Below are 17,378 nucleotides of genomic sequence, written 5' to 3'. Positions count from 1 at the left end.
TCGGTCGCAACCCCTTCGTCAGGTGCCGTCATGTGACTGACGGACCTGATCACTTGGTTGTGACCGCGCGCCGCGCGCTTCTGACACCCCCTTGCGGAGATGGCGAAGGTCGAGATCATGGCGTCCCGCGATGAACTCCTGGACCCAGATCTTCCCTCTGATGAGGGGACGCCGGAACCGTTCCTCGTGCCGCAGGGCGCGGCGCGCCTTGCGCGAGCCCGGCACGTACCTCCAGCGGGCCCAGGGCGAGCCGGGGCGGGCCAGGCGGATCGCGCCGATGATGAGGATCAACGGGACGAAGAGCCCGAGCAGCCCGGTCCAGATCTTGCCCTTGAGGAGCGTGACCACCGCGAGGCCCAGGTTGGCGGCCAGCGTGACGAAGTAGATGATGACCAGGCCGGTATGGCTGATCCCACCCTCCTCCGGGTCGGGCTGGATCCCCTCGAAGCCGAGCGGCCGGATGCCGAGCAGGAGCAGCCCGGTCACCGCGATCGCGACGAAGACCGCGTCCACCGAGGCCCGACCCTTCTCGGTCCAGTAGACATCGCTGAGATGCAGGATCAACGCGAACTCGTCCAGCACGAGCGCGGAGCCCATGCCGAAGATGATCGCGGCGCCGACGTCAAAGCCCCCGTAGTCGTCGGGAATGGCCATGCTCGCGACACCGCCGACGAGCATCAGGACCACACCGAAGACGACGTGGTGGATATGGATATCGCCGGTCTGGACGTTCTTGAACCACCAGCGCATCTCGGCCCGGATCAGCCGCACGTTCACCCTGGTCACGACGAACATCACGATGAACGCGGTGAAGAACGAGAAGAGCGGCAACCTGCCCGTCTCCACGATCCGGTGCGTGAACAACTCGAACATGACACCCCCGTCCCCTCATCATGCCTTGTGACGTGCGGGGATATCGTTAAGAGGGTCCCGATCTCGGGTTACCTGGGGACAACGAGGGAGAGTCCGGACATGAGCCGCATCGTGGACCGCTGCGATCCGGGGGGCCGTGCGTGGATCTCCGAGGCCATCCGCAAGGTCGAGGCCGACGCCAACCGCAGCGCCGACACCCACCTTCACGTGTTCCCGCTGCCGCCGGAGTGGGGCATCGACCTCTACCTCAAGGACGAGTCCGTCCACCCGACCGGATCGCTGAAGCACCGGCTGGCGCGCTCGTTGTTCCTGTACGGGCTGGCGAACGGCTGGATCCACGCCGGCACGACCGTCATCGAGGCGTCCAGCGGCTCGACGGCGGTCAGCGAGGCGTACTTCGCCCGGCTGGTCGGGCTGCCGTTCGTCGCGGTGATGCCGGCGACGACCAGCCCGGAGAAGATCGAGCTGATCGAGTTCTACGGCGGCCGCTGCCATCTGGTGGACGACCCGTCGTCGATCTACGACGAGTCGCGGCGGCTGGCGCAGGAGTGCGACGGGCACTTCATGGACCAGTTCACCTACGCCGAGCGGGCCACCGACTGGCGCGGCAACAACAACATCGCCGAGTCGATCTTCGAGCAGCTGTCGCTGGAACGGTTCCCCGAGCCGTCCTGGATCGTGGTCGGCGCGGGCACCGGCGGCACCTCGGCCACGATCGGGCGGTACGCGCGGTACCGGCGCTTCCAGACCCGGGTCGCCGTGGTCGATCCGGAGGGCTCGGCGTTCTTCGGCGGGTTCGCGGACGACGACCGGTCCCGGACGGCCGTGGGCTCGCGCATCGAGGGCATCGGGCGGCCACGGGTGGAGCCGTCGTTCCTGCCGACCGTGATCGACCGGATGGTCCAGGTGCCGGACGCGGCGTCCATCGCGGCGATGCGCTGGACGAGCGAGGTCACCGGGCGCAGCGTGGGCGGCTCGACCGGCACCAACATGTGGGGTGTGGCCGGGCTCATCGCCGAGATGCTGGCGCGCGGCGAACGCGGCAGCGTGGTCACGCTGATCTGCGACGGCGCCGAACGTTACACCCACACGTACGGCTCGGACGCCTGGCTGGCGGAGAAGGGCCTGGTCGTCGGGCCGTACCTGGAGAGCCTGCGGGCCTTCCACAAGACCGGCGAGATGCCGGTGGAAGCCTGAGGAAGGGCCGGACGGCTCGGCTGGCCGGCCCGCCGGACGGCTAGCCCGTGAGCTTAATCGGATTGACCAGGTCGGCGTAGATCAGCAGTCCGCCCATGACGATCATGATGGCGGCCATCACGTACGTCAGGGGCAGTGCCTTCGCGACGTCGACGTAGCCGGGGTCGGGGCGGCCGAAGAGCCTGGCGAAGAACTTCTTCAACCCCTCCAGCAGCGCCCCGGCCATATGGCCGCCGTCCAGCGGCAGCAGCGGCACCAGGTTGAACATCCCGATCGCGAGGTTGATCGAACCGAGCAGGCCGATGAAGATCGCGATCTTGCGCTTGGTGGGCCACTCGGCGGCGACGACCTCGCCGCCCAGGCGGCTGACCCCGACGACGCCGACCGGCCCGTTGGGATCGCGCTTCTCGTCGCCGAACGCGGCGTGCCAGACGCCGACCATCTTCTGCGGCATGCGCACCAGCGCACCGGCCGTGTGCGCCGTCATCGAGCCGAACTGCTCGGCCACCGCGACCGGCCCCTGCCGGTCGTAGGTGTACTGCTGCAGCGGCGTGATGCCGAGGAACCCGACCGTGACGGTCTTGGTCTCGTCCTTGAGGTCGGGCATCTGGTTCTTGATGATCGGGACCTGCAGGGACACCTGCTGGCCGCCGCGGTCGACCACCACCGGCACGGTCTTGCCGGCCGAGTCGCGGATCAGTGTCTGCAACTGCGGGTAGTTCTCGATCTTCTGACCGGCGAACGAGACGAAGCGGTCGTTGGGCTTGATGCCGACCTTGGCGGCCGGGGTGGGCGTGGCGCCCGCCGGGCACTGCGCGGTCGCCTGGGCGGCCGGGACGACGCACTCGCTGACCGCGCTGACCACGGGGCTGGCGACGCGGTTCTCCTGGCCGATGCCCATGATCAGGATCGCGAAGAAGAGCACCGCGAGCAGCAGGTTCATGGCCGGGCCGCCGAACATGATGGTGAGCTTCTGCCACCATTTCTTGGCGTAGAAGACCCTGTCCTCGTCGCCGGGGCGGACCTCCTCCAGTGCGGCGCCGCGGGCGGACTCAATCAGCCCCTGCCACGGGCCAGTGCTGATCTGGCGCACCTGGCCGGGAGCGTCGCCCTTGCGCGGCGGCAGCATCCCGATCATGCGGATGTAGCCGCCCAGCGGGATCCACTTGATCCCGTACTCGGTCTCACCCTTGGTCCTGGACCACATCGTCGGCCCGAAGCCGACCATGAACTGGGTCGTCCGCACGCCGAACTTCTTGGCGAACGTGAAGTGCCCCAGCTCGTGCAGCGCGATGGACCCCATGAGGCACAGGAAGAACCCGAGCACACCTGCCACCCAGAGCAGCCACTCCATGCGTGCGCGTCCCCCTCGTGAGTTTCCGGCGGCTCGTGATCTCCAACGACCCGTTCAGCGTACGTTATGGGAAACGCACGGCGACCGCGTACGAGTTCACTTTGCGGCCCACAAACTTGGGCAAGAAGGCGCGGAGCACAACACCCGATGGAGCCCGCTGAGGTTAGGCGAGGAAGCCGCGGAGCAAGGCCGCGGTGCCCTCCAGATGCTCGGCGACGGCCCGGCGTGCGGCTTCGGGGTCGCCGGCCAGGACGGCGTCGACGATCGCGGCGTGCTGGCCGGCGGCGTGCTCGATGTTGCGTTGCAGGACCGGGATGGCGTTGAGGAGGTCGGTGACCCGCATCCGCGCGTCGGTGCAGGCGGCCGACAGCAGCTCCGAGCCGGTCAGGTCGGCGACCGTGAGGTGGAAGAGGGTGTCCAGCCGCCGGTAGTCCGCCTCGTTCGCCGTGTTGACCGCCTCCAGAGCCGCGCGCAGGCGAGCCGCCTGGGCGGGCTCCAGGCCGGTGGAGGCGAGATGGATGGCGGCCCCGGTCTCGACCGCCATCCGGAACGTGAGCGCGTCCGTGAGCTGCTCGCCGTGCCCGGCCGCGACCCGGGCGAGATCACCGCGGCGTGGCCGGGGCGGCCGGTAGGTCACGAACGTGCCGCCCGCGCGGCCGCGCCGCGACTCCACGTACCCCTCCTGCTGGAGCGCCCGGATCGCCTCCCGCAGCGTCACCCGGCTCACGCCGAGCCGTGGCGCGAGCTCACGTTCGGGGGGCAGCCGCTCGCCGTGGCCGACCACGCCCAGCTTGATGACCTGGAGCAGCCGCTCGACGGTCTCCTCGAAGGCGTTCCCGGCCCGGACGGGACGGAACACGGCACTGATCCCCACGGCGCCCGGTGCGGGTGAGGACTCCCCGGTGTCGCCCAGCATCGCCGCCCTCCGCCGCCCCCGAACGTCGGGAGCCACGTTACATGTCTGTTTCGCGTGGTCAGAGGTCTTGACGCGAACGTGCTCTTAACCACTAATGGTCTGACATTAGCCCAATCCCCCGCACGGCTTCGTACGGACTGCTAGGAGGCGCTCGTGAGCATCGACGAGCACAAGGCGTCCTCGCCCACGCCCGATTCCCTATCCGATGACGAAAAGCGGCTGCACGAGCTGGGCTACGCCCAAGAGCTCAACCGCTCGATGTCCGGCTTCTCCAACTTCGCGGTCTCGTTCACCATCATCTCGGTGCTCAGCGGCTGCCTGACCTCGTACACGATCGGCCTGTCCGGCGGCGGGCCCGTCGTGATCACCTGGGGCTGGCTGTTCGTCGGCGCCATGACGCTCCTCGTGGCGCTCGCCATGGCCGAGGTGTGCTCCAGCTATCCCACGGCGGGTGGCCTCTACTACTGGGCGGCCAAGCTGGCGCCGTCCAACAGCGCGGCGTGGTCGTGGTTCACCGGCTGGTTCAACTTCATCGGCCAGGTCGCGGTCACGGCGGCGATCGTCTACGGCTCGGCGGCGTTCCTGAACCCGCTGCTCGACCTGCAGTTCGGGTACTCGGTGTCGCTCGGGCACACGTTCATCCTCTTCACCGTGATCCTGGCGGCCCACGCGCTGATCAACCAGTTCGGCGTGAAGCTGGTGGCGCTGCTCGGCAACGTCAGCGTCTGGTGGCACGTCGTCGGGGTCGCGGTCGTCGTCGGGGTGCTGGTGGTCAAACCGGCGAAGCACCAGTCGGCGGAATTCGTGTTCACCGAGTTCGTCAACGGCACCGGCTGGCAGTACGGCGGGTACGCGGCGCTGATCGGCCTGCTGCTCGCCCAGTACACGATGACCGGGTACGACGCGTCCGCGCACATGACCGAGGAGACCCGGGACGCCGCGCGCAGCGGCCCCAAGGGCATCGTCAACTCGGTGCTGGTGTCGGTGGTCGCCGGCTGGATCCTGCTGCTCGGCGTGACGTTCGCGATCCAGGACTACGACAAGTCGCTGACCGGCGGCCCGGCGGAGATCTTCGTCGCGGCGACCGGGGAGACCACCGGCAAGCTGCTGATCCTCGTCTCGTTCGTGGCGCAGTTCTTCTGCGGCATGGCCTCGGTCACCGCCAACTCCCGGATGATCTACGCGTTCTCGCGGGACGGCGCGCTGCCGTTCTCGAGGATCTGGCACGCCATCAACAAGCGCACCCGTACCCCCACCAACGCGATCTGGCTGGCGGCGGGCGGCGCGTGGGTGCTGGCGCTGCCGGCGATCTGGAACAAGACCGCCTATCTGGCCGTCACGTCCGTCGCGGTGATCGGCCTGTACATCGCGTACGTGATCCCGACGTTCCTGCGGCTGCTGCAAGGCGACCGGTTCCAGCGCGGTCCCTGGCACCTCGGCAAGTGGGGACGGCCGATCGGGATCGTGGCGGTGGTCTGGGTCGTGTTCATCTCGGTGTTGTTCATGCTGCCGCCCGTCAACCCGATCACCAAGGACACCTTCAACTACGCGCCTCTCGCCGTCCTGGTGGTGCTGGGCGGGGCGGGTGTGTGGTGGCTGGTCTCGGCGCGCCGCTGGTTCACGGGACCGAAGGTGCAGGGCAGCGCGGCGGAGCTCGCCGCCATCGAGGAAGATCTGAAGTCCGTCGGCTAGACAGTTAGTCAGCTAGCCGGCTGGCCGACTAACGGAAGGTGGCTCCGTGCCCCCATCGCTCAGCCTGGAACAACTGTGGGTCGAGGCCGAGGCAGGCCAGATCGACACCGTCATCATCGCGATCACCGACATGCAGGGCCGGCTCCAGGGCAAGCGCCTGTCGGCGCGCTACTTCCTGGAGGAGGTCGCCGGGCACGGTTCGGAGGGGTGCAACTACCTGCTGGCCGTGGACGTCGACATGAACACCGTGGACGGCTATGACATGTCGTCCTGGGACCGGGGTTACGGCGACTTCGTCATGCGGCCCGACATGAGCACGCTGCGGCGCGTCCCCTGGCAGGAGGGCGCGGCGCTGGTCTTCGCCGACCTGGTCTGGGAGGACGGCGCCCCGGTGCTCGCCTCGCCCCGGCAGATCCTGCGGCGCCAGCTCGACCGGCTGGCCGAACGGGGATGGGGCGCGTACATCGGCACGGAGCTGGAGTTCATCGTCTACCAGGACTCGTACGAGCAAGCCTGGAGCAAGTCGTACAAGGACCTCACCCCGGCCAACCAGTACAACGTCGACTACTCGCTGCTCGGCGGCTCGCGGGTCGAGCCGCTGCTACGGCGGATCCGTAACGGCATGGCGGGCGCCGGGATGTACGTGGAGTCGGCCAAGGGCGAGTGCAACCTCGGGCAGCACGAGATCGCGTTCCGCTACACCGACGCGTTGTCCACGTGCGACAACCATGTGCTCTACAAGACCGGCGCGAAGGAGATCGCCGCGCAGGAGGGCATGTCGATCACGTTCATGGCCAAGCCGGACGAGCGTGAGGGCAACTCCTGCCACATCCACATCTCCATCAGGGGCACGGACGGGGAACTGGTGATGGCGGGCGACGGCCCGTACGGGCTGTCCAAGATCGGCGAGCACTTCATCGCCGGCCAGCAGGCGGCCATGCGCGACTTCACCCTGCTGTACGCACCGAACATCAACTCCTACAAGCGCTACCAGCCGGGCTCGTTCGCGCCGACGGCGATCAAGTGGGGGGTGGACAACCGCACCTGCGCGCTCCGGCTCGTCGGCCACGGCCCGTCCCTCCGCATCGAGAACCGTGTTCCCGGCGGCGACGTCAATCCCTACCTCGCGGTCGCGGGGTTGATCGCCGCCGGGTTGCACGGCATCGAGAACGAGCTGCCGCTTGAGGACGCGTACACCGGGAACGCCTACGCCAGCGAGGCGGAGACCGTCGTCGGGACGCTGCGCCACGCGGCCGACGACTGGAACCGCAGCGCGCTGGCCCAGGAGGCCTTCGGCAAGGAGGTCGTCGACCACTACGCCAACTACGCCCGGGTCGAGCTGGACGCCTACGACCGGGCGATCACCGACTGGGAGCTGCGCCGCGGCTTCGAACGCCTGTGATCGGGACGAGCAGCTGATCGGGAGGGCGACCGAGGGACCATGACCGACTTCGATGTGATCAACCCGGCGACCGAGAAGATCGTCGAGACCGTGCGGCTGGCGTCGGCCGCGGAGACCGACGCCACTGTGGAATGCGCCAAACGGGCATTTCAGATGTGGCGGTCCGTGGCACCGGACGACCGGGCCCGGCTCCTTCGTGCCTTCGCCGCCACCGTGGACGCCCATGTCGACGAGCTCGCCGCGCTGGAGGTCGCCAACGCGGGACACCCGATCGGCCAGGCCCGCTGGGAGGCCGGCAACGTCCGCGACGTCCTCACGTACTACGCGGCGGCGCCGGAACGGCAGTTCGGGCGGCAGATCCCCGTGCCGGGCGGCCTGGACGTGACGTTCGCCGAGCCGCTCGGCGTCGTCGGCGTGATCGTGCCGTGGAACTTCCCCATGCCGATCCTGGCGTGGGGCATGGCGCCCGCCCTCGCGGCGGGCAACGCCGTCATCGTCAAGCCCGCCGAGCTGACCCCGCTGACCGCCCGGCGGATCGGCGAGCTGGCTCTGGAGGCGGGCATCCCCGAGGGCGTCCTCCAGATCCTGCCCGGCGCCGGTCCGGTCGCCGGGGCCCGGCTGGTCGAGCATCCGGACGTCCAGAAGATCGTCTTCACCGGCTCCACCCGCGTCGGCACGCAGATCATGGCGGCCGCCGGCCGCCAGGTGAAGCGGGTGACGCTGGAGCTCGGCGGCAAGAACGCCAACATCGTCTTCGCCGACGCCGACCTCGAGAAGGCCGCGGCCACGGCGCCGTACGCCGTCTTCGACAACGCGGGGCAGGACTGCTGCGCGCGTTCTCGCATCCTGGTCGAACGCACCGCCTACGACCGCTTCATGGAGCTCCTCGAACCCGCCGTCCAGAACGTCGTCGTCGGTGATCCGGGGGATCCGAAGACCGAGGTCGGCCCGCTCATCAGCGCAGCCCACCGCACCAAGGTCACCTCGTACGTCCCCGAGGACGCCGTGGCCTTCCGGGGGACGGCGCCCGGCGGCCCCGGCTTCTGGTTCCCGCCCACCGTCCTGGCCACGCCCGCCTACGACACCCTCCCCGCCTGGCACGAGGAGGTCTTCGGGCCGGTCGTGACCGTCGTCCCGTTCGACGACGAGGCCGACGCCGTCCGGATCGCCAACGACACCCCGTACGGCCTGGCGGGCTCGATCTGGACGCGCGACCTGGGCCGCGGCATCCGCATGGCCCGCGGCGTCGAGGCCGGGAACCTGTCGGTCAACTCCCACTCGGCCGTCCGCTACTGGACCCCGTTCGGCGGGTTCAAGCAGTCCGGCCTCGGCCGCGAGCTCGGCCCGGACGCCCTGGACTCCTTCACCGAGACCAAGAACGTCTTCATCGCCACAGACTGAACCGCCACCCTGAATCCCTATAGACCGAGGAGAGAGATGCAGCGCTTGCAGGACCGCGTGGCCGTCGTGACCGGCGGGGCCAGCGGGATCGGCCTGGCGACCGCCCGGCGCTTCGCCGAGGAGGGCGCCAAGGTCGTGATCGCCGACCTCGACGAGGCCGCGGGGAAGGCCGCCGCGACCGAGATCGACGGCCTCTTCGTCAAGGTGGACGTCACGTCCGAGGCGGAGGTGGAGGCGCTCTACAAGGCGGCCCACGACGCCTACGGGCGCATCGACGTCGCGTTCAACAACGCCGGCATCTCCCCGCCGGACGACGACTCGATCCTGGAGACCGGCCTGGACGCCTGGAAGCGCGTCCAGGACGTCAACCTCACGAGTGTCTACCTGTGCTGCAAGCACGTGATCCCGTACATGCGCGAGCAGGGCAAGGGCTCGATCATCAACACCGCCTCGTTCGTGGCGGTCATGGGTGCGGCCACCTCGCAGATCTCCTACACCGCCTCCAAGGGCGGCGTGCTGGCCATGTCGCGCGAGCTGGGCGTCCAGTTCGCCCGTGAGGGCATCCGCGTGAACGCCCTCTGCCCGGGCCCTGTCAACACTCCCCTTCTCCAGGAGCTCTTCGCGAAGGACCCCGAACGCGCCGAGCGCCGCCTGGTCCACATCCCTGCCGGACGCTTCGCCGAAGCCACCGAGATCGCCGCCTCCGTGGCCTTCCTGGCCTCCGACGACGCCTCGTTCATCACCGCCTCGGAGTTCCTGGTGGACGGCGGCATCTCTGGCGCCTACGTCACCCCGGTCTGACCAGTGGTCCGGGACATAAAGCGCTGCTAGCCTGGGGCGCAGCCGATGATCCCGTGCGGGAGAGTGCCCTGGCAGCCGGCCAGGGACGCCGAAGGAGCAAATCCTCCCCGGAACCTCTCAGGCCCACGGACCGCACGGACGAGGCGACCTCTGGAAAGCGGGGACCCCTGGTCCCCCGCCGAAGGTGAAAGCCCCTCGGGGTGAAGCTCTCAGGCGCCGATGACAGAGGGGGAGGCACCGCCGAGCCCGGTGCGCGAGTGGGACCATGGAGATCACGCGCGCCCGCGAACAAGGAGCCGACCCAATGTCCGCCAACCCCAAGAAGACGCCGCTCTTCGACGTCCATTCCGGCCTCGGGGCGAACCTCGTCGACTTCGCCGGCTACCTCATGCCGCTGCGGTACGCGAGCGAGACGGCCGAGCACGCCGCGGTGCGCACCGGCGCGGGGCTCTTCGATCTCTCCCACATGGGCGAGATCTTCCTCAGCGGGCCCCAGGCCGGGGCCGCCCTGGACCACGCGCTCGTCGGCAACTTGTCGCCGATGGCGGTGGGCAAGGCGCGCTACACGATGATCTGCGCGCCGGACGGCGGCGTGCTCGACGACCTGATCGTCTACCGGCTGGCGGACGAGACGTGGATGGTCGTTGCCAACGCGGCCAACGTCGCGGTGGTCCGGGACGCGCTGGTCGAGCGGGCGGAGGGGTTCGAGGCGCGGGTCGACGACCGTTCCGACGCGTACGCCCTCATCGCCCTGCAGGGACCCAAGGCGCAGGAGATCCTCGCCGGGTTCACCGACGCGCCGCTGCCTGAGCTCAAGTACTACGCGATCTTCGCGGCCAAGGTGGCGGGGGTCGACGCGCTGCTCGCGCGGACGGGCTACACCGGCGAGGACGGCTTCGAGCTGTTCGTCGACTCCGGGGACGCCGTCGCTCTCTGGCGGGCGCTGGCCGAGGTCGAAGGGGTCGTTCCGTGCGGGCTCTCCTCGCGTGACACGTTGCGGCTTGAGGCGGGCATGCCCCTGTACGGCAACGAGCTGACCGCCGAGACCTCGCCGTACGAGGCGGGCCTCGGCCGAGTCGTCAAGCTGGACAAGCCGGGCGACTTCGTCGGCAAGGCCGCCCTGGCCGCGCAGGCCCAGACACCTCCGGGTCGTACGCTGGTAGGGCTGGTCGCGCGCGGCCGGCGAGCACCCAGGAAGGGCTACCAGGTCGTCACGTCCGACGGCACGCCGTGCGGAGTCGTGACGAGCGGGGCGCCGTCACCCACACTGGGCAAGCCGATCGCCATGGCGTACGTCGACAGCGGCGTCACGGAGACCGAACTCGCGGTGGACGTCCGCGGCCGGCAGGAACCTGTCGACGTGGTCACCCTGCCGTTCTACAAGCGTTCCTGAGACCTGTAGACCCGAGTCCTCACTGAGACCTGAATCTGGGAGAAGAAACATCGTGAGCGTTCCGGAGCAGCTCCGTTACAGCGAAGAGCACGAGTGGGTGTCCGGCCTTGAGAGCGAGGCCGGCATCGTCACGGTCGGCATCACCCAGCACGCCGCGGACGCGCTCGGCGAGATCGTCTACCTGGAGCTGAGCTCCGGCGAGGGCGACACCGTCGAGGCGGGCGAGGCCTGCGGCGAGGTCGAGTCGACCAAGTCGGTCAGCGATCTATACTCCCCCGTCAGCGGCGAGATCACCGCGATCAACTCCGCCGTGATCGACGAGCCCAAGGTCATCAACGACGACCCGTACGGCGAGGGCTGGATCTTCAAGGTCCGCGTCAGCGACGAGCCGGGCGACCTGCTCGACGCCGAGGCCTACACCAAGCTGATCGAGGAGAGCTGAGCATGACCATCCTGAACGACCCGCTGGCAGCGGTCGACCCCGAGGTCGCCGAGGCGGTCGCCCAGGAGCTGCACCGGCAGCAGTCGACCCTCGAGATGATCGCCTCGGAGAACTTCGCCCCGGTCTCCGTCCTCGAAGCCCAGGGCTCCGTTCTCACCAACAAGTACGCCGAGGGATACCCCGGCAAGCGCTACTACGGCGGTTGCGAATACGTCGACGTCACCGAGCAGCTGGCCATCGACCGGGCCAAGGAGCTGTTCGGCGCCGAGCACGCCAACGTCCAGCCGCACAGCGGGGCGCAGGCCAACACCGCGGTCTACTTCGCGATGCTGCAGCAGGGCGACACGATCCTCGGCCTCGACCTGGCGCACGGCGGGCACCTGACGCACGGCATGCGGCTCAACTACTCGGGCAAGACCCTGAACGTGGTGCCCTATCACGTGCGTTCCGGGGACGGCCTGGTCGACATGGACGAGGTCGCGTCCCTGGCCGCCGAGCACCGCCCCAAGATGATCGTCGCAGGCTGGTCCGCGTACCCCCGCCAGCTCGACTTTCCGGCCTTCCGCGAGATCGCCGACTCCGTGGGCGCCCTCCTGATGGTCGACATGGCGCACTTCGCCGGCCTCGTCGCCGCCGGGCTGCACCCGTCGCCCGTCCCGCATGCCGACATCGTGACGACCACCACCCACAAGACCCTCGGCGGTCCCCGGGGCGGCCTGATCCTCGCCCGCGAGGAGTACGGCAAGAAGGTCAACTCCGCGGTCTTCCCCGGCATGCAGGGCGGGCCGCTGGAGCACGTGATCGCAGCCAAGGCCGTGGCCCTCAAGCTCGCCGGCTCACCCGAGTTCAAGGCCCGTCAACAGCGCACCATCGACGGCGCCAAGATCCTGGCCGACCGCCTGCTCGCCGAAGACTCGGCCAAGGCAGGCGTGCAGGTCCTCACCGGCGGCACCGACGTCCATCTCGTCCTGGTCGACCTGGTGGAATCCGAGCTGACCGGCCGCGACGCCGAAGACCGCCTGCACTCCATCGGCATCACCGTCAACCGCAACGCGGTGCCGAACGACCCGCGCCCGCCGATGGTGACCTCGGGTCTTCGCATCGGCACACCCGCGCTGGCCACCCGGGGCTTCGGTTCCGACGACTTCCGCGAAGTGGCGGACGTCATCGCCCTGGCCCTCCAGCCGTCGTTCGACTCCGAGGTGCTGTCGGCCCGCGTCAAGGCGCTGGCAGGCAAGCACCCCCTGTACCCCAACCTGTAGCTGTATCCCAACCTGTAGTGCGCAGACTCCCCGCCGGGCCACCCGGCGGGGAGCCGCTACAACGAGGTGGCACCCATGGCGATCAGCGTTTTCGACCTCTTCAAAATCGGGATCGGCCCGTCCTCCTCGCACACCGGCGGCCCGATGGCCGCCGCCCACCGCTTCGCCCGCGGCCTCGACCGCGACGGCATCCTGGAGAAGACGGCGACCGTCCACGTCACCCTCTACGGCTCGCTGGGCCTCACCGGCAAGGGCCACGGCAGCGACAAGGCCGTCATCCTCGGCCTGGAGGGCGACAAACCCGAACTGGTAGACGTCGACTCAGTGGACGCCCGCCTGAAGGCGATCCGCGAAAGCGGCACCCTGACCCTCTTCAAGCACCATGAGATCCCCTTCGTGGTCAACGAGCACCTGATCTTCGAACGTAAGAAATCGCTCCCCGGCCATCCCAACGGCATGCGCTTCACCGCGTACTCCCAGGACGGCCACGAGCTCCGCAGCAAGGTCTTCTACTCGGTCGGCGGCGGCTTCATCGTGGACGAGAACGCCACCGGCGCCGACCGCATCAAGTCTGACGACACGGCCCTCCCCCACCCGTTCGACACCGCCGTCGAGCTCCTGGACCGCTGCCACGAAACAGGCCTCTCCATCTCCGCCCTCATGATGGAGAACGAGAAGGCCTTCGGCCGCACCGAGCAGGAAATCAAACAGAACCTCATCGTTCTCTGGCGCGTCATGCAGCAGTGCGTCACCCGAGGCTGCACCCAAGAGGGTCTCCTGCCCGGCGGACTCAAGGTCCGCCGCCGCGCGCCCCAACTGCACCGCCAGCTCACCTGCGAGGAACCCTCCGACCCCCTCCATGTCATGGACTGGGTGACCCTCTTCGCCCTGGCCGTGAACGAGGAGAACGCCGCCGGAGGCCGGATCGTCACAGCCCCGACCAACGGCGCCGCCGGGATCATCCCCGCAGTCCTGCACTACTACGCGAAGTTCGTCCCCGGCGCGTCCGACGAAGGAGTGGTCCGCTTCCTCCTCACCGCCGGCGCCATCGGCGTCCTCTTCAAGCAGAACGCCTCGATCTCAGGCGCCGAAGTCGGCTGCCAGGGCGAAGTGGGCTCCGCCTGCTCCATGGCCGCCGCCGGCCTCACCGAGGTCATGGGCGGCACCCCTGCCCAGGTGGAGAACGCCGCCGAGATCGGCATCGAGCACAACCTGGGCCTGACGTGCGACCCCATCGGCGGCCTGGTACAGATCCCCTGCATCGAACGCAACGCGGTAGGCGCCAACAAGGCCATCAGCGCCACCCGCATAGCCCTCCGCGGCGACGGCAGCCATTTCGTCTCCCTGGACAAGGCCATCAAGACCATGCGCGACACCGGCCGCGACATGCTCGACAAATACAAAGAGACCTCAAGAGGCGGCCTTGCAGTAAACGTCATCGAGTGCTGACCGCGGGATAGACGCCACATGGCCGCCTTCAACTGCTTGAAGGCGGCCATGAGCGCGTTCGGACAGGCGAGCCCGTCAGTGCGCTAGCACTTCTTGATGAACTTGATGTGCGTGACGGAGTATCCGGGGTGCCGGACCTTCTTGCGCCCCTTCGTCTTGGCGTTCACCGCAATACACGCAACCGTGCCGAATTTGGGAGGCTTCTGGCCGGTGACGCCCATGACCTTGAATGCGCGCCTCTGCTTGCAGTGGTTGTTGAAGTAGAACGTGGTGCTCAACCAGCCCGGCTGGTAGGAGACGTTGATCTTCTTGCCCTTGGGCGACTTGCACTTGGAGCTGGACCTCTGCTGGATCCTGACCGTGGAATCTGCACTGGCCTTGGCAGAGCTCTTGGCGGAGCTATTGGCGGAGCTCTTGGCTGTCGTATGGGGAGCGGCCGGCGTCGCACTGGCCTGAACGGCCGGAACGATGGTGGCCGCACCAACCGCGATTGACGTCATGGTCACAAGGCTGAGACGGCGGTAATTCATGAATGCATCCTCTCGCCGTGTTGATGATCTTGCCGGTTGTGGCGAGTCTAGGAGCGGCATTCTTGAGAATACAAGACCCAAGATCATTTTTTTATCCCGGCATCGGCCAATTGGTAGCGATACCATTTTGGTATGTTTAACCACGGCATTTGCATTGCGAGGGGATCAGGACGGCCGGGTCGGAGCGTGGTGGTCATCTCGTCCAGGGATTACATTGGGCGCCATGCGGTCCCCGCTTCCAGCAGTACTGCTCATCGCTTGCGCTGGCGTTCTGGGCTGTTCTGGCGGGGACGAGACCGCAACCACACCCCAGTCCGCGCCCGCCGCCTCGGCGCCCGCCACCGCTGCTCCCACTACCCCGGCTCCCGCCACCTCCGCACCGGGCAGCTCCGCACCGGGCAGCTCTGCACCAGGCACCTCTGCGCCTAACAGCACGGTCCTTACTGAGCGGGATAGCGGGCGGGAGGTGACCGTTCGCTCGCCTGGGCTGAGCATCCGGCTGAGCCATGGGTGGGTCTGGCAGGAGCCGAGGGTCCTCGGTGGATCCGTACGGCTGAACCAGGTCAACTACATCGTCGATCCGGGCTACACGGAGTGGGCTGTGGCCCCCGTGCGGGCGGGCAAGGCTACGGTCCACATCCAAGGACTGCCGCAGTCAAAGGGCTCTCCGCAGGACGTGACGTTCACCTTTCATGTGAGTTGAGCCAGCTATGTGAGTTGAGCTAGCGCGCCGCGCCCGGTCGGGGTGCCGCCGTCACGAGCGGGCCTTCCGCAGTGGCTGCAGACGACGACCGGATCGAGCACTTCGCCGCACGTGTGGATCCAGCGGACGGGTGGATCCGCGGCGTTGACGTGACGGTCCCCCCACTTCATGAGCACGGACAGGACATCGCTCAGCTCACGCCCCGCCGGGGTGAGGTGGTACTCGTACCGGGCAGGATGCTCGTTGTAGAGCTCGCGGCGGATGATGTCCGCGCCCTCCAGCTTGCGCAGCCGCGCCGTGAGGATGTCGCGGGACGCCCCGGTGTTGCGCGCGATCCCGTCGAAGCGGCGGACGCCGTAGAGCAACTCGCGGATCACCAGGAGCGTCCACCGTTCACCCACGATCTGCAGGGCATCGGCGACGGAACACTCACGCGGTTGCGCGTCCTTCTTCGATGCGTCCTTCTTCGATGCGTGGGCGGGCTTCGACGGGTGGGTGGGCATGGCAGCCAGCCTAGGCGAGGTCGGTTGGGTTCTCCGACCGACCTCGCGCGCAGTGGAGGGTCGGGTCAGAGGAGTTCGAGGACGGTGGCGTTGGCCAGGCCCCCGGCCTCGCACATGGTCTGGAGGCCGAAGCGTGCGGCGCGGTCCTCCATGGTGTGCAGGAGCGTCGTCATGATGCGGGCTCCGCTGGCGCCGAGGGGGTGGCCGATGGCGATCGCGCCGCCCCGGACGTTCACCTTGTCGAGGTCGGCGCCGGTCTCGTGCTGCCAGGCCAGGACGACCGGGGAGAACGCCTCGTTCACCTCGAAGAGGTCGATGTCGGAAAGGGCCAGCCCTGCCCGGGCCAAAGCCTTCTCGGTCGCCGGGACGATCGCGGTGAGCATGAGCAGCGGGTCGTCCCCGGCGACGGCGAACGTGTGGAAGCGGGCGCGCGGCCGCAGGCCCAGGCGGATGGCGGCGTCGAAGCTCATGATGAGCAGGGCGGCGGCGCCGTCGTTGATCGGGGACGCGTTGCCCGCGGTGACCTGCCACCCGATCTCCGGGAAACGCTCCGCGTAGGACGGGTGGTAGTAGGCGGGCTTGAGCCCGGCGAGGACCTCCATCGAGGTGCCCGGCCGCACGGTCTCGTCGCGCTGGCCCGTCCAGGCGACCTCGCGGTCGAACTCGCCGCGCTCCCAGGCGGCGGTGGCACGCCGGTGCGACTCGTACGCGAACGCGTCGAGGTCGGTGCGGGAGAGCTTCCAGCGGGCGGCGATGAGCTCGGCGCTGATGCCCTGCCCGACCAGGCCCTCCGGGTAACGGGCGTGCACGCCGGGGCCGAACGGATCGCTGCCCGGCAGGACGCCCGACCCCATCGGCACGCGCGACATCGACTCCACACCGCACGCGATGACGACGTCGTACGCGCCGCTGATCACGCCCTGCGCGGCGAAGTGCGCGGCCTGCTGGGACGAGCCGCACTGCCGGTCGACGGTCGTGGCGGGCACGCTCTCGGGGAACCCTGCGGCGAGCACGGCCGAGCGCGTGAGGTTCATCGCCTGGTCGCCCACCTGGGTCACCACGCCACCGATCACGTCGTCCACCAGCGCGGGGTCGATCCCGCTGCGTTCGACCAGTGCCTGGAGCGTCCGGGCCAGCAGGTCCACCGGATGCTCGGCATGCAGCGCCCCGCCCGGCTTGCCCTTGCCGACCGGCGTGCGCACGGCCTCCACGATCACCGCGTCCCGCATGACTGCTCCTTGTGGGTGTGGAAACCCAAGTGGGTTTGAAAAACCAACTAACTACACCACGCCCGACCGTAATCGAAGTAAGTTGGAAAATACAACCCACTGGCCCATAAAAAAGCTCGAGGGCCGTGGCGCTGGGTGCCACGGCCTTCGAGTGGGACGGGCCGCTAGTGGAAGGGGCCCGAGTAGTTGCCTGTCATATCCCCCCGAGCGTCGAAGGGCTCCGACATGGAG

17 protein-coding genes and 1 riboswitch are annotated in these 17,378 nt (G+C 68.5%); of the genes, 11 read left to right on the top strand and 6 right to left on the bottom strand.

The genetic code is table 11. The features are described from left to right. Positions 1-18 precede the first annotated feature (18 nt). Positions 19-873, bottom strand: a complete 855-nt coding sequence (locus tag ACH34W_RS17580) for a hypothetical protein (RefSeq protein ID WP_395961964.1) — start codon at positions 871-873, stop codon at positions 19-21. Between the two features lie 99 nt (positions 874-972). Between ACH34W_RS17580 and ACH34W_RS17575 the strand changes: the two genes are divergently transcribed. Beyond that, a complete protein-coding gene (locus ACH34W_RS17575) occupies positions 973-2,070 on the top strand; it encodes a PLP-dependent cysteine synthase family protein (protein WP_395961963.1) in 1,098 nt (365 codons plus the stop codon). Between the two features lie 40 nt (positions 2,071-2,110). On the opposite strand, the gene ACH34W_RS17570 is transcribed toward ACH34W_RS17575, so the two are convergent. Continuing rightward, entirely contained in the window at positions 2,111-3,424 is a 1,314-nt protein-coding gene (locus tag ACH34W_RS17570) for a M50 family metallopeptidase (protein ID WP_395961962.1), read from the bottom strand. A 163-nt stretch (positions 3,425-3,587) separates the two neighbouring features. Next, a complete protein-coding gene (locus ACH34W_RS17565; RefSeq protein WP_395961961.1) occupies positions 3,588-4,340 on the bottom strand; it encodes a FadR/GntR family transcriptional regulator in 753 nt (250 codons plus the stop codon). A gap of 153 nt (positions 4,341-4,493) precedes the next feature. On the opposite strand from ACH34W_RS17565, the gene ACH34W_RS17560 reads away from it, so the two are divergent. The 8 genes from ACH34W_RS17560 (at position 4,494) to ACH34W_RS17525 (ending at position 14,182) form a co-directional block, all read left to right on the top strand. Next, positions 4,494-6,032, top strand: a complete 1,539-nt coding sequence (locus ACH34W_RS17560; RefSeq protein ID WP_395961960.1) for an amino acid permease — start codon at positions 4,494-4,496, stop codon at positions 6,030-6,032. Positions 6,033-6,078: 46 nt separating this feature from the next. Then, positions 6,079-7,434: a glutamine synthetase family protein gene (locus ACH34W_RS17555; RefSeq protein ID WP_395961959.1), complete on the top strand. Its 1,356-nt coding sequence runs from the start codon at positions 6,079-6,081 to the stop codon at positions 7,432-7,434. Positions 7,435-7,473: 39 nt separating this feature from the next. Further along, positions 7,474-8,835 carry an aldehyde dehydrogenase family protein gene (locus tag ACH34W_RS17550; protein WP_395961958.1) on the top strand — a complete coding sequence of 454 codons (1,362 nt, stop codon included), beginning with the start codon at positions 7,474-7,476 and terminating at the stop codon, positions 8,833-8,835. Between the two features lie 36 nt (positions 8,836-8,871). Continuing rightward, positions 8,872-9,636, top strand: a complete 765-nt coding sequence (locus ACH34W_RS17545; RefSeq protein WP_395961957.1) for a 3-oxoacyl-ACP reductase — start codon at positions 8,872-8,874, stop codon at positions 9,634-9,636. 46 nt (positions 9,637-9,682) lie between these two features. Then, positions 9,683-9,779: riboswitch (glycine riboswitch) on the top strand. Positions 9,780-9,940: 161 nt separating this feature from the next. Further along, complete coding sequence (gene gcvT / locus ACH34W_RS17540) at positions 9,941-11,029, top strand: glycine cleavage system aminomethyltransferase GcvT (RefSeq protein ID WP_395961956.1); 1,089 nt, start codon at positions 9,941-9,943, stop codon at positions 11,027-11,029. A 52-nt stretch (positions 11,030-11,081) separates the two neighbouring features. Further along, entirely contained in the window at positions 11,082-11,471 is a 390-nt protein-coding gene (gene gcvH, locus ACH34W_RS17535; protein WP_395961955.1) for a glycine cleavage system protein GcvH, read from the top strand. A 2-nt stretch (positions 11,472-11,473) separates the two neighbouring features. Then, positions 11,474-12,733, top strand: a complete 1,260-nt coding sequence (gene glyA, locus ACH34W_RS17530; protein WP_395961954.1) for a serine hydroxymethyltransferase — start codon at positions 11,474-11,476, stop codon at positions 12,731-12,733. 75 nt (positions 12,734-12,808) lie between these two features. Further along, positions 12,809-14,182: an L-serine ammonia-lyase gene (locus ACH34W_RS17525; protein WP_395961953.1), complete on the top strand. Its 1,374-nt coding sequence runs from the start codon at positions 12,809-12,811 to the stop codon at positions 14,180-14,182. A gap of 83 nt (positions 14,183-14,265) precedes the next feature. On the opposite strand, the gene ACH34W_RS17520 is transcribed toward ACH34W_RS17525, so the two are convergent. Beyond that, positions 14,266-14,682 carry a hypothetical protein gene (locus ACH34W_RS17520; protein ID WP_395961952.1) on the bottom strand — a complete coding sequence of 139 codons (417 nt, stop codon included), beginning with the start codon at positions 14,680-14,682 and terminating at the stop codon, positions 14,266-14,268. Between the two features lie 288 nt (positions 14,683-14,970). Here ACH34W_RS17520 and ACH34W_RS17515 point away from each other — a divergent pair, with 288 nt between their 5' ends. Continuing rightward, positions 14,971-15,141 carry a hypothetical protein gene (locus ACH34W_RS17515; RefSeq protein ID WP_395961951.1) on the top strand — a complete coding sequence of 57 codons (171 nt, stop codon included), beginning with the start codon at positions 14,971-14,973 and terminating at the stop codon, positions 15,139-15,141. Between the two features lie 37 nt (positions 15,142-15,178). Then, positions 15,179-15,415: a hypothetical protein gene (locus ACH34W_RS17510; protein WP_395961950.1), complete on the top strand. Its 237-nt coding sequence runs from the start codon at positions 15,179-15,181 to the stop codon at positions 15,413-15,415. 5 nt (positions 15,416-15,420) lie between these two features. Here ACH34W_RS17510 and ACH34W_RS17505 read toward each other — a convergent pair whose 3' ends face one another. Further along, positions 15,421-15,918, bottom strand: a complete 498-nt coding sequence (locus ACH34W_RS17505) for a winged helix-turn-helix transcriptional regulator (RefSeq protein WP_395961949.1) — start codon at positions 15,916-15,918, stop codon at positions 15,421-15,423. Positions 15,919-15,983: 65 nt separating this feature from the next. Then, entirely contained in the window at positions 15,984-17,147 is a 1,164-nt protein-coding gene (locus ACH34W_RS17500; protein WP_395961948.1) for a thiolase family protein, read from the bottom strand. Between the last annotated feature and the right edge of the window lie 231 nt (positions 17,148-17,378).

The sequence above is a fragment of the Actinomadura sp. 6N118 genome, from assembly GCF_044326415.1.
Classification (GTDB): domain Bacteria; phylum Actinomycetota; class Actinomycetes; order Streptosporangiales; family Streptosporangiaceae; genus Spirillospora.
Note: the sequence above shows the minus strand (reverse complement) of the source record. Positions and strands in the feature narration are given on the sequence as shown.

What these genes read in the sequence shown, in the direction of transcription:
- ACH34W_RS17505 (WP_395961949.1), bottom strand. Translation starts at nt 15,918, where the DNA reads ATGCCCACCCACCCGTCGAAGCCCGCCCACGCATCGAAGAAGGACGCA.
- ACH34W_RS17575 (WP_395961963.1), top strand. Translation starts at nt 973, where the DNA reads ATGAGCCGCATCGTGGACCGCTGCGATCCGGGGGGCCGTGCGTGGATC.
- glyA (WP_395961954.1), top strand. Translation starts at nt 11,474, where the DNA reads ATGACCATCCTGAACGACCCGCTGGCAGCGGTCGACCCCGAGGTCGCC.
- ACH34W_RS17550 (WP_395961958.1), top strand. Translation starts at nt 7,474, where the DNA reads ATGACCGACTTCGATGTGATCAACCCGGCGACCGAGAAGATCGTCGAG.
- ACH34W_RS17545 (WP_395961957.1), top strand. Translation starts at nt 8,872, where the DNA reads ATGCAGCGCTTGCAGGACCGCGTGGCCGTCGTGACCGGCGGGGCCAGC.
- ACH34W_RS17580 (WP_395961964.1), bottom strand. Translation starts at nt 873, where the DNA reads ATGTTCGAGTTGTTCACGCACCGGATCGTGGAGACGGGCAGGTTGCCG.
- ACH34W_RS17500 (WP_395961948.1), bottom strand. Translation starts at nt 17,147, where the DNA reads ATGCGGGACGCGGTGATCGTGGAGGCCGTGCGCACGCCGGTCGGCAAG.
- gcvT (WP_395961956.1), top strand. Translation starts at nt 9,941, where the DNA reads ATGTCCGCCAACCCCAAGAAGACGCCGCTCTTCGACGTCCATTCCGGC.
- ACH34W_RS17565 (WP_395961961.1), bottom strand. Translation starts at nt 4,340, where the DNA reads ATGCTGGGCGACACCGGGGAGTCCTCACCCGCACCGGGCGCCGTGGGG.
- ACH34W_RS17520 (WP_395961952.1), bottom strand. Translation starts at nt 14,682, where the DNA reads ATGACGTCAATCGCGGTTGGTGCGGCCACCATCGTTCCGGCCGTTCAG.
- ACH34W_RS17525 (WP_395961953.1), top strand. Translation starts at nt 12,809, where the DNA reads ATGGCGATCAGCGTTTTCGACCTCTTCAAAATCGGGATCGGCCCGTCC.
- ACH34W_RS17570 (WP_395961962.1), bottom strand. Translation starts at nt 3,424, where the DNA reads ATGGAGTGGCTGCTCTGGGTGGCAGGTGTGCTCGGGTTCTTCCTGTGC.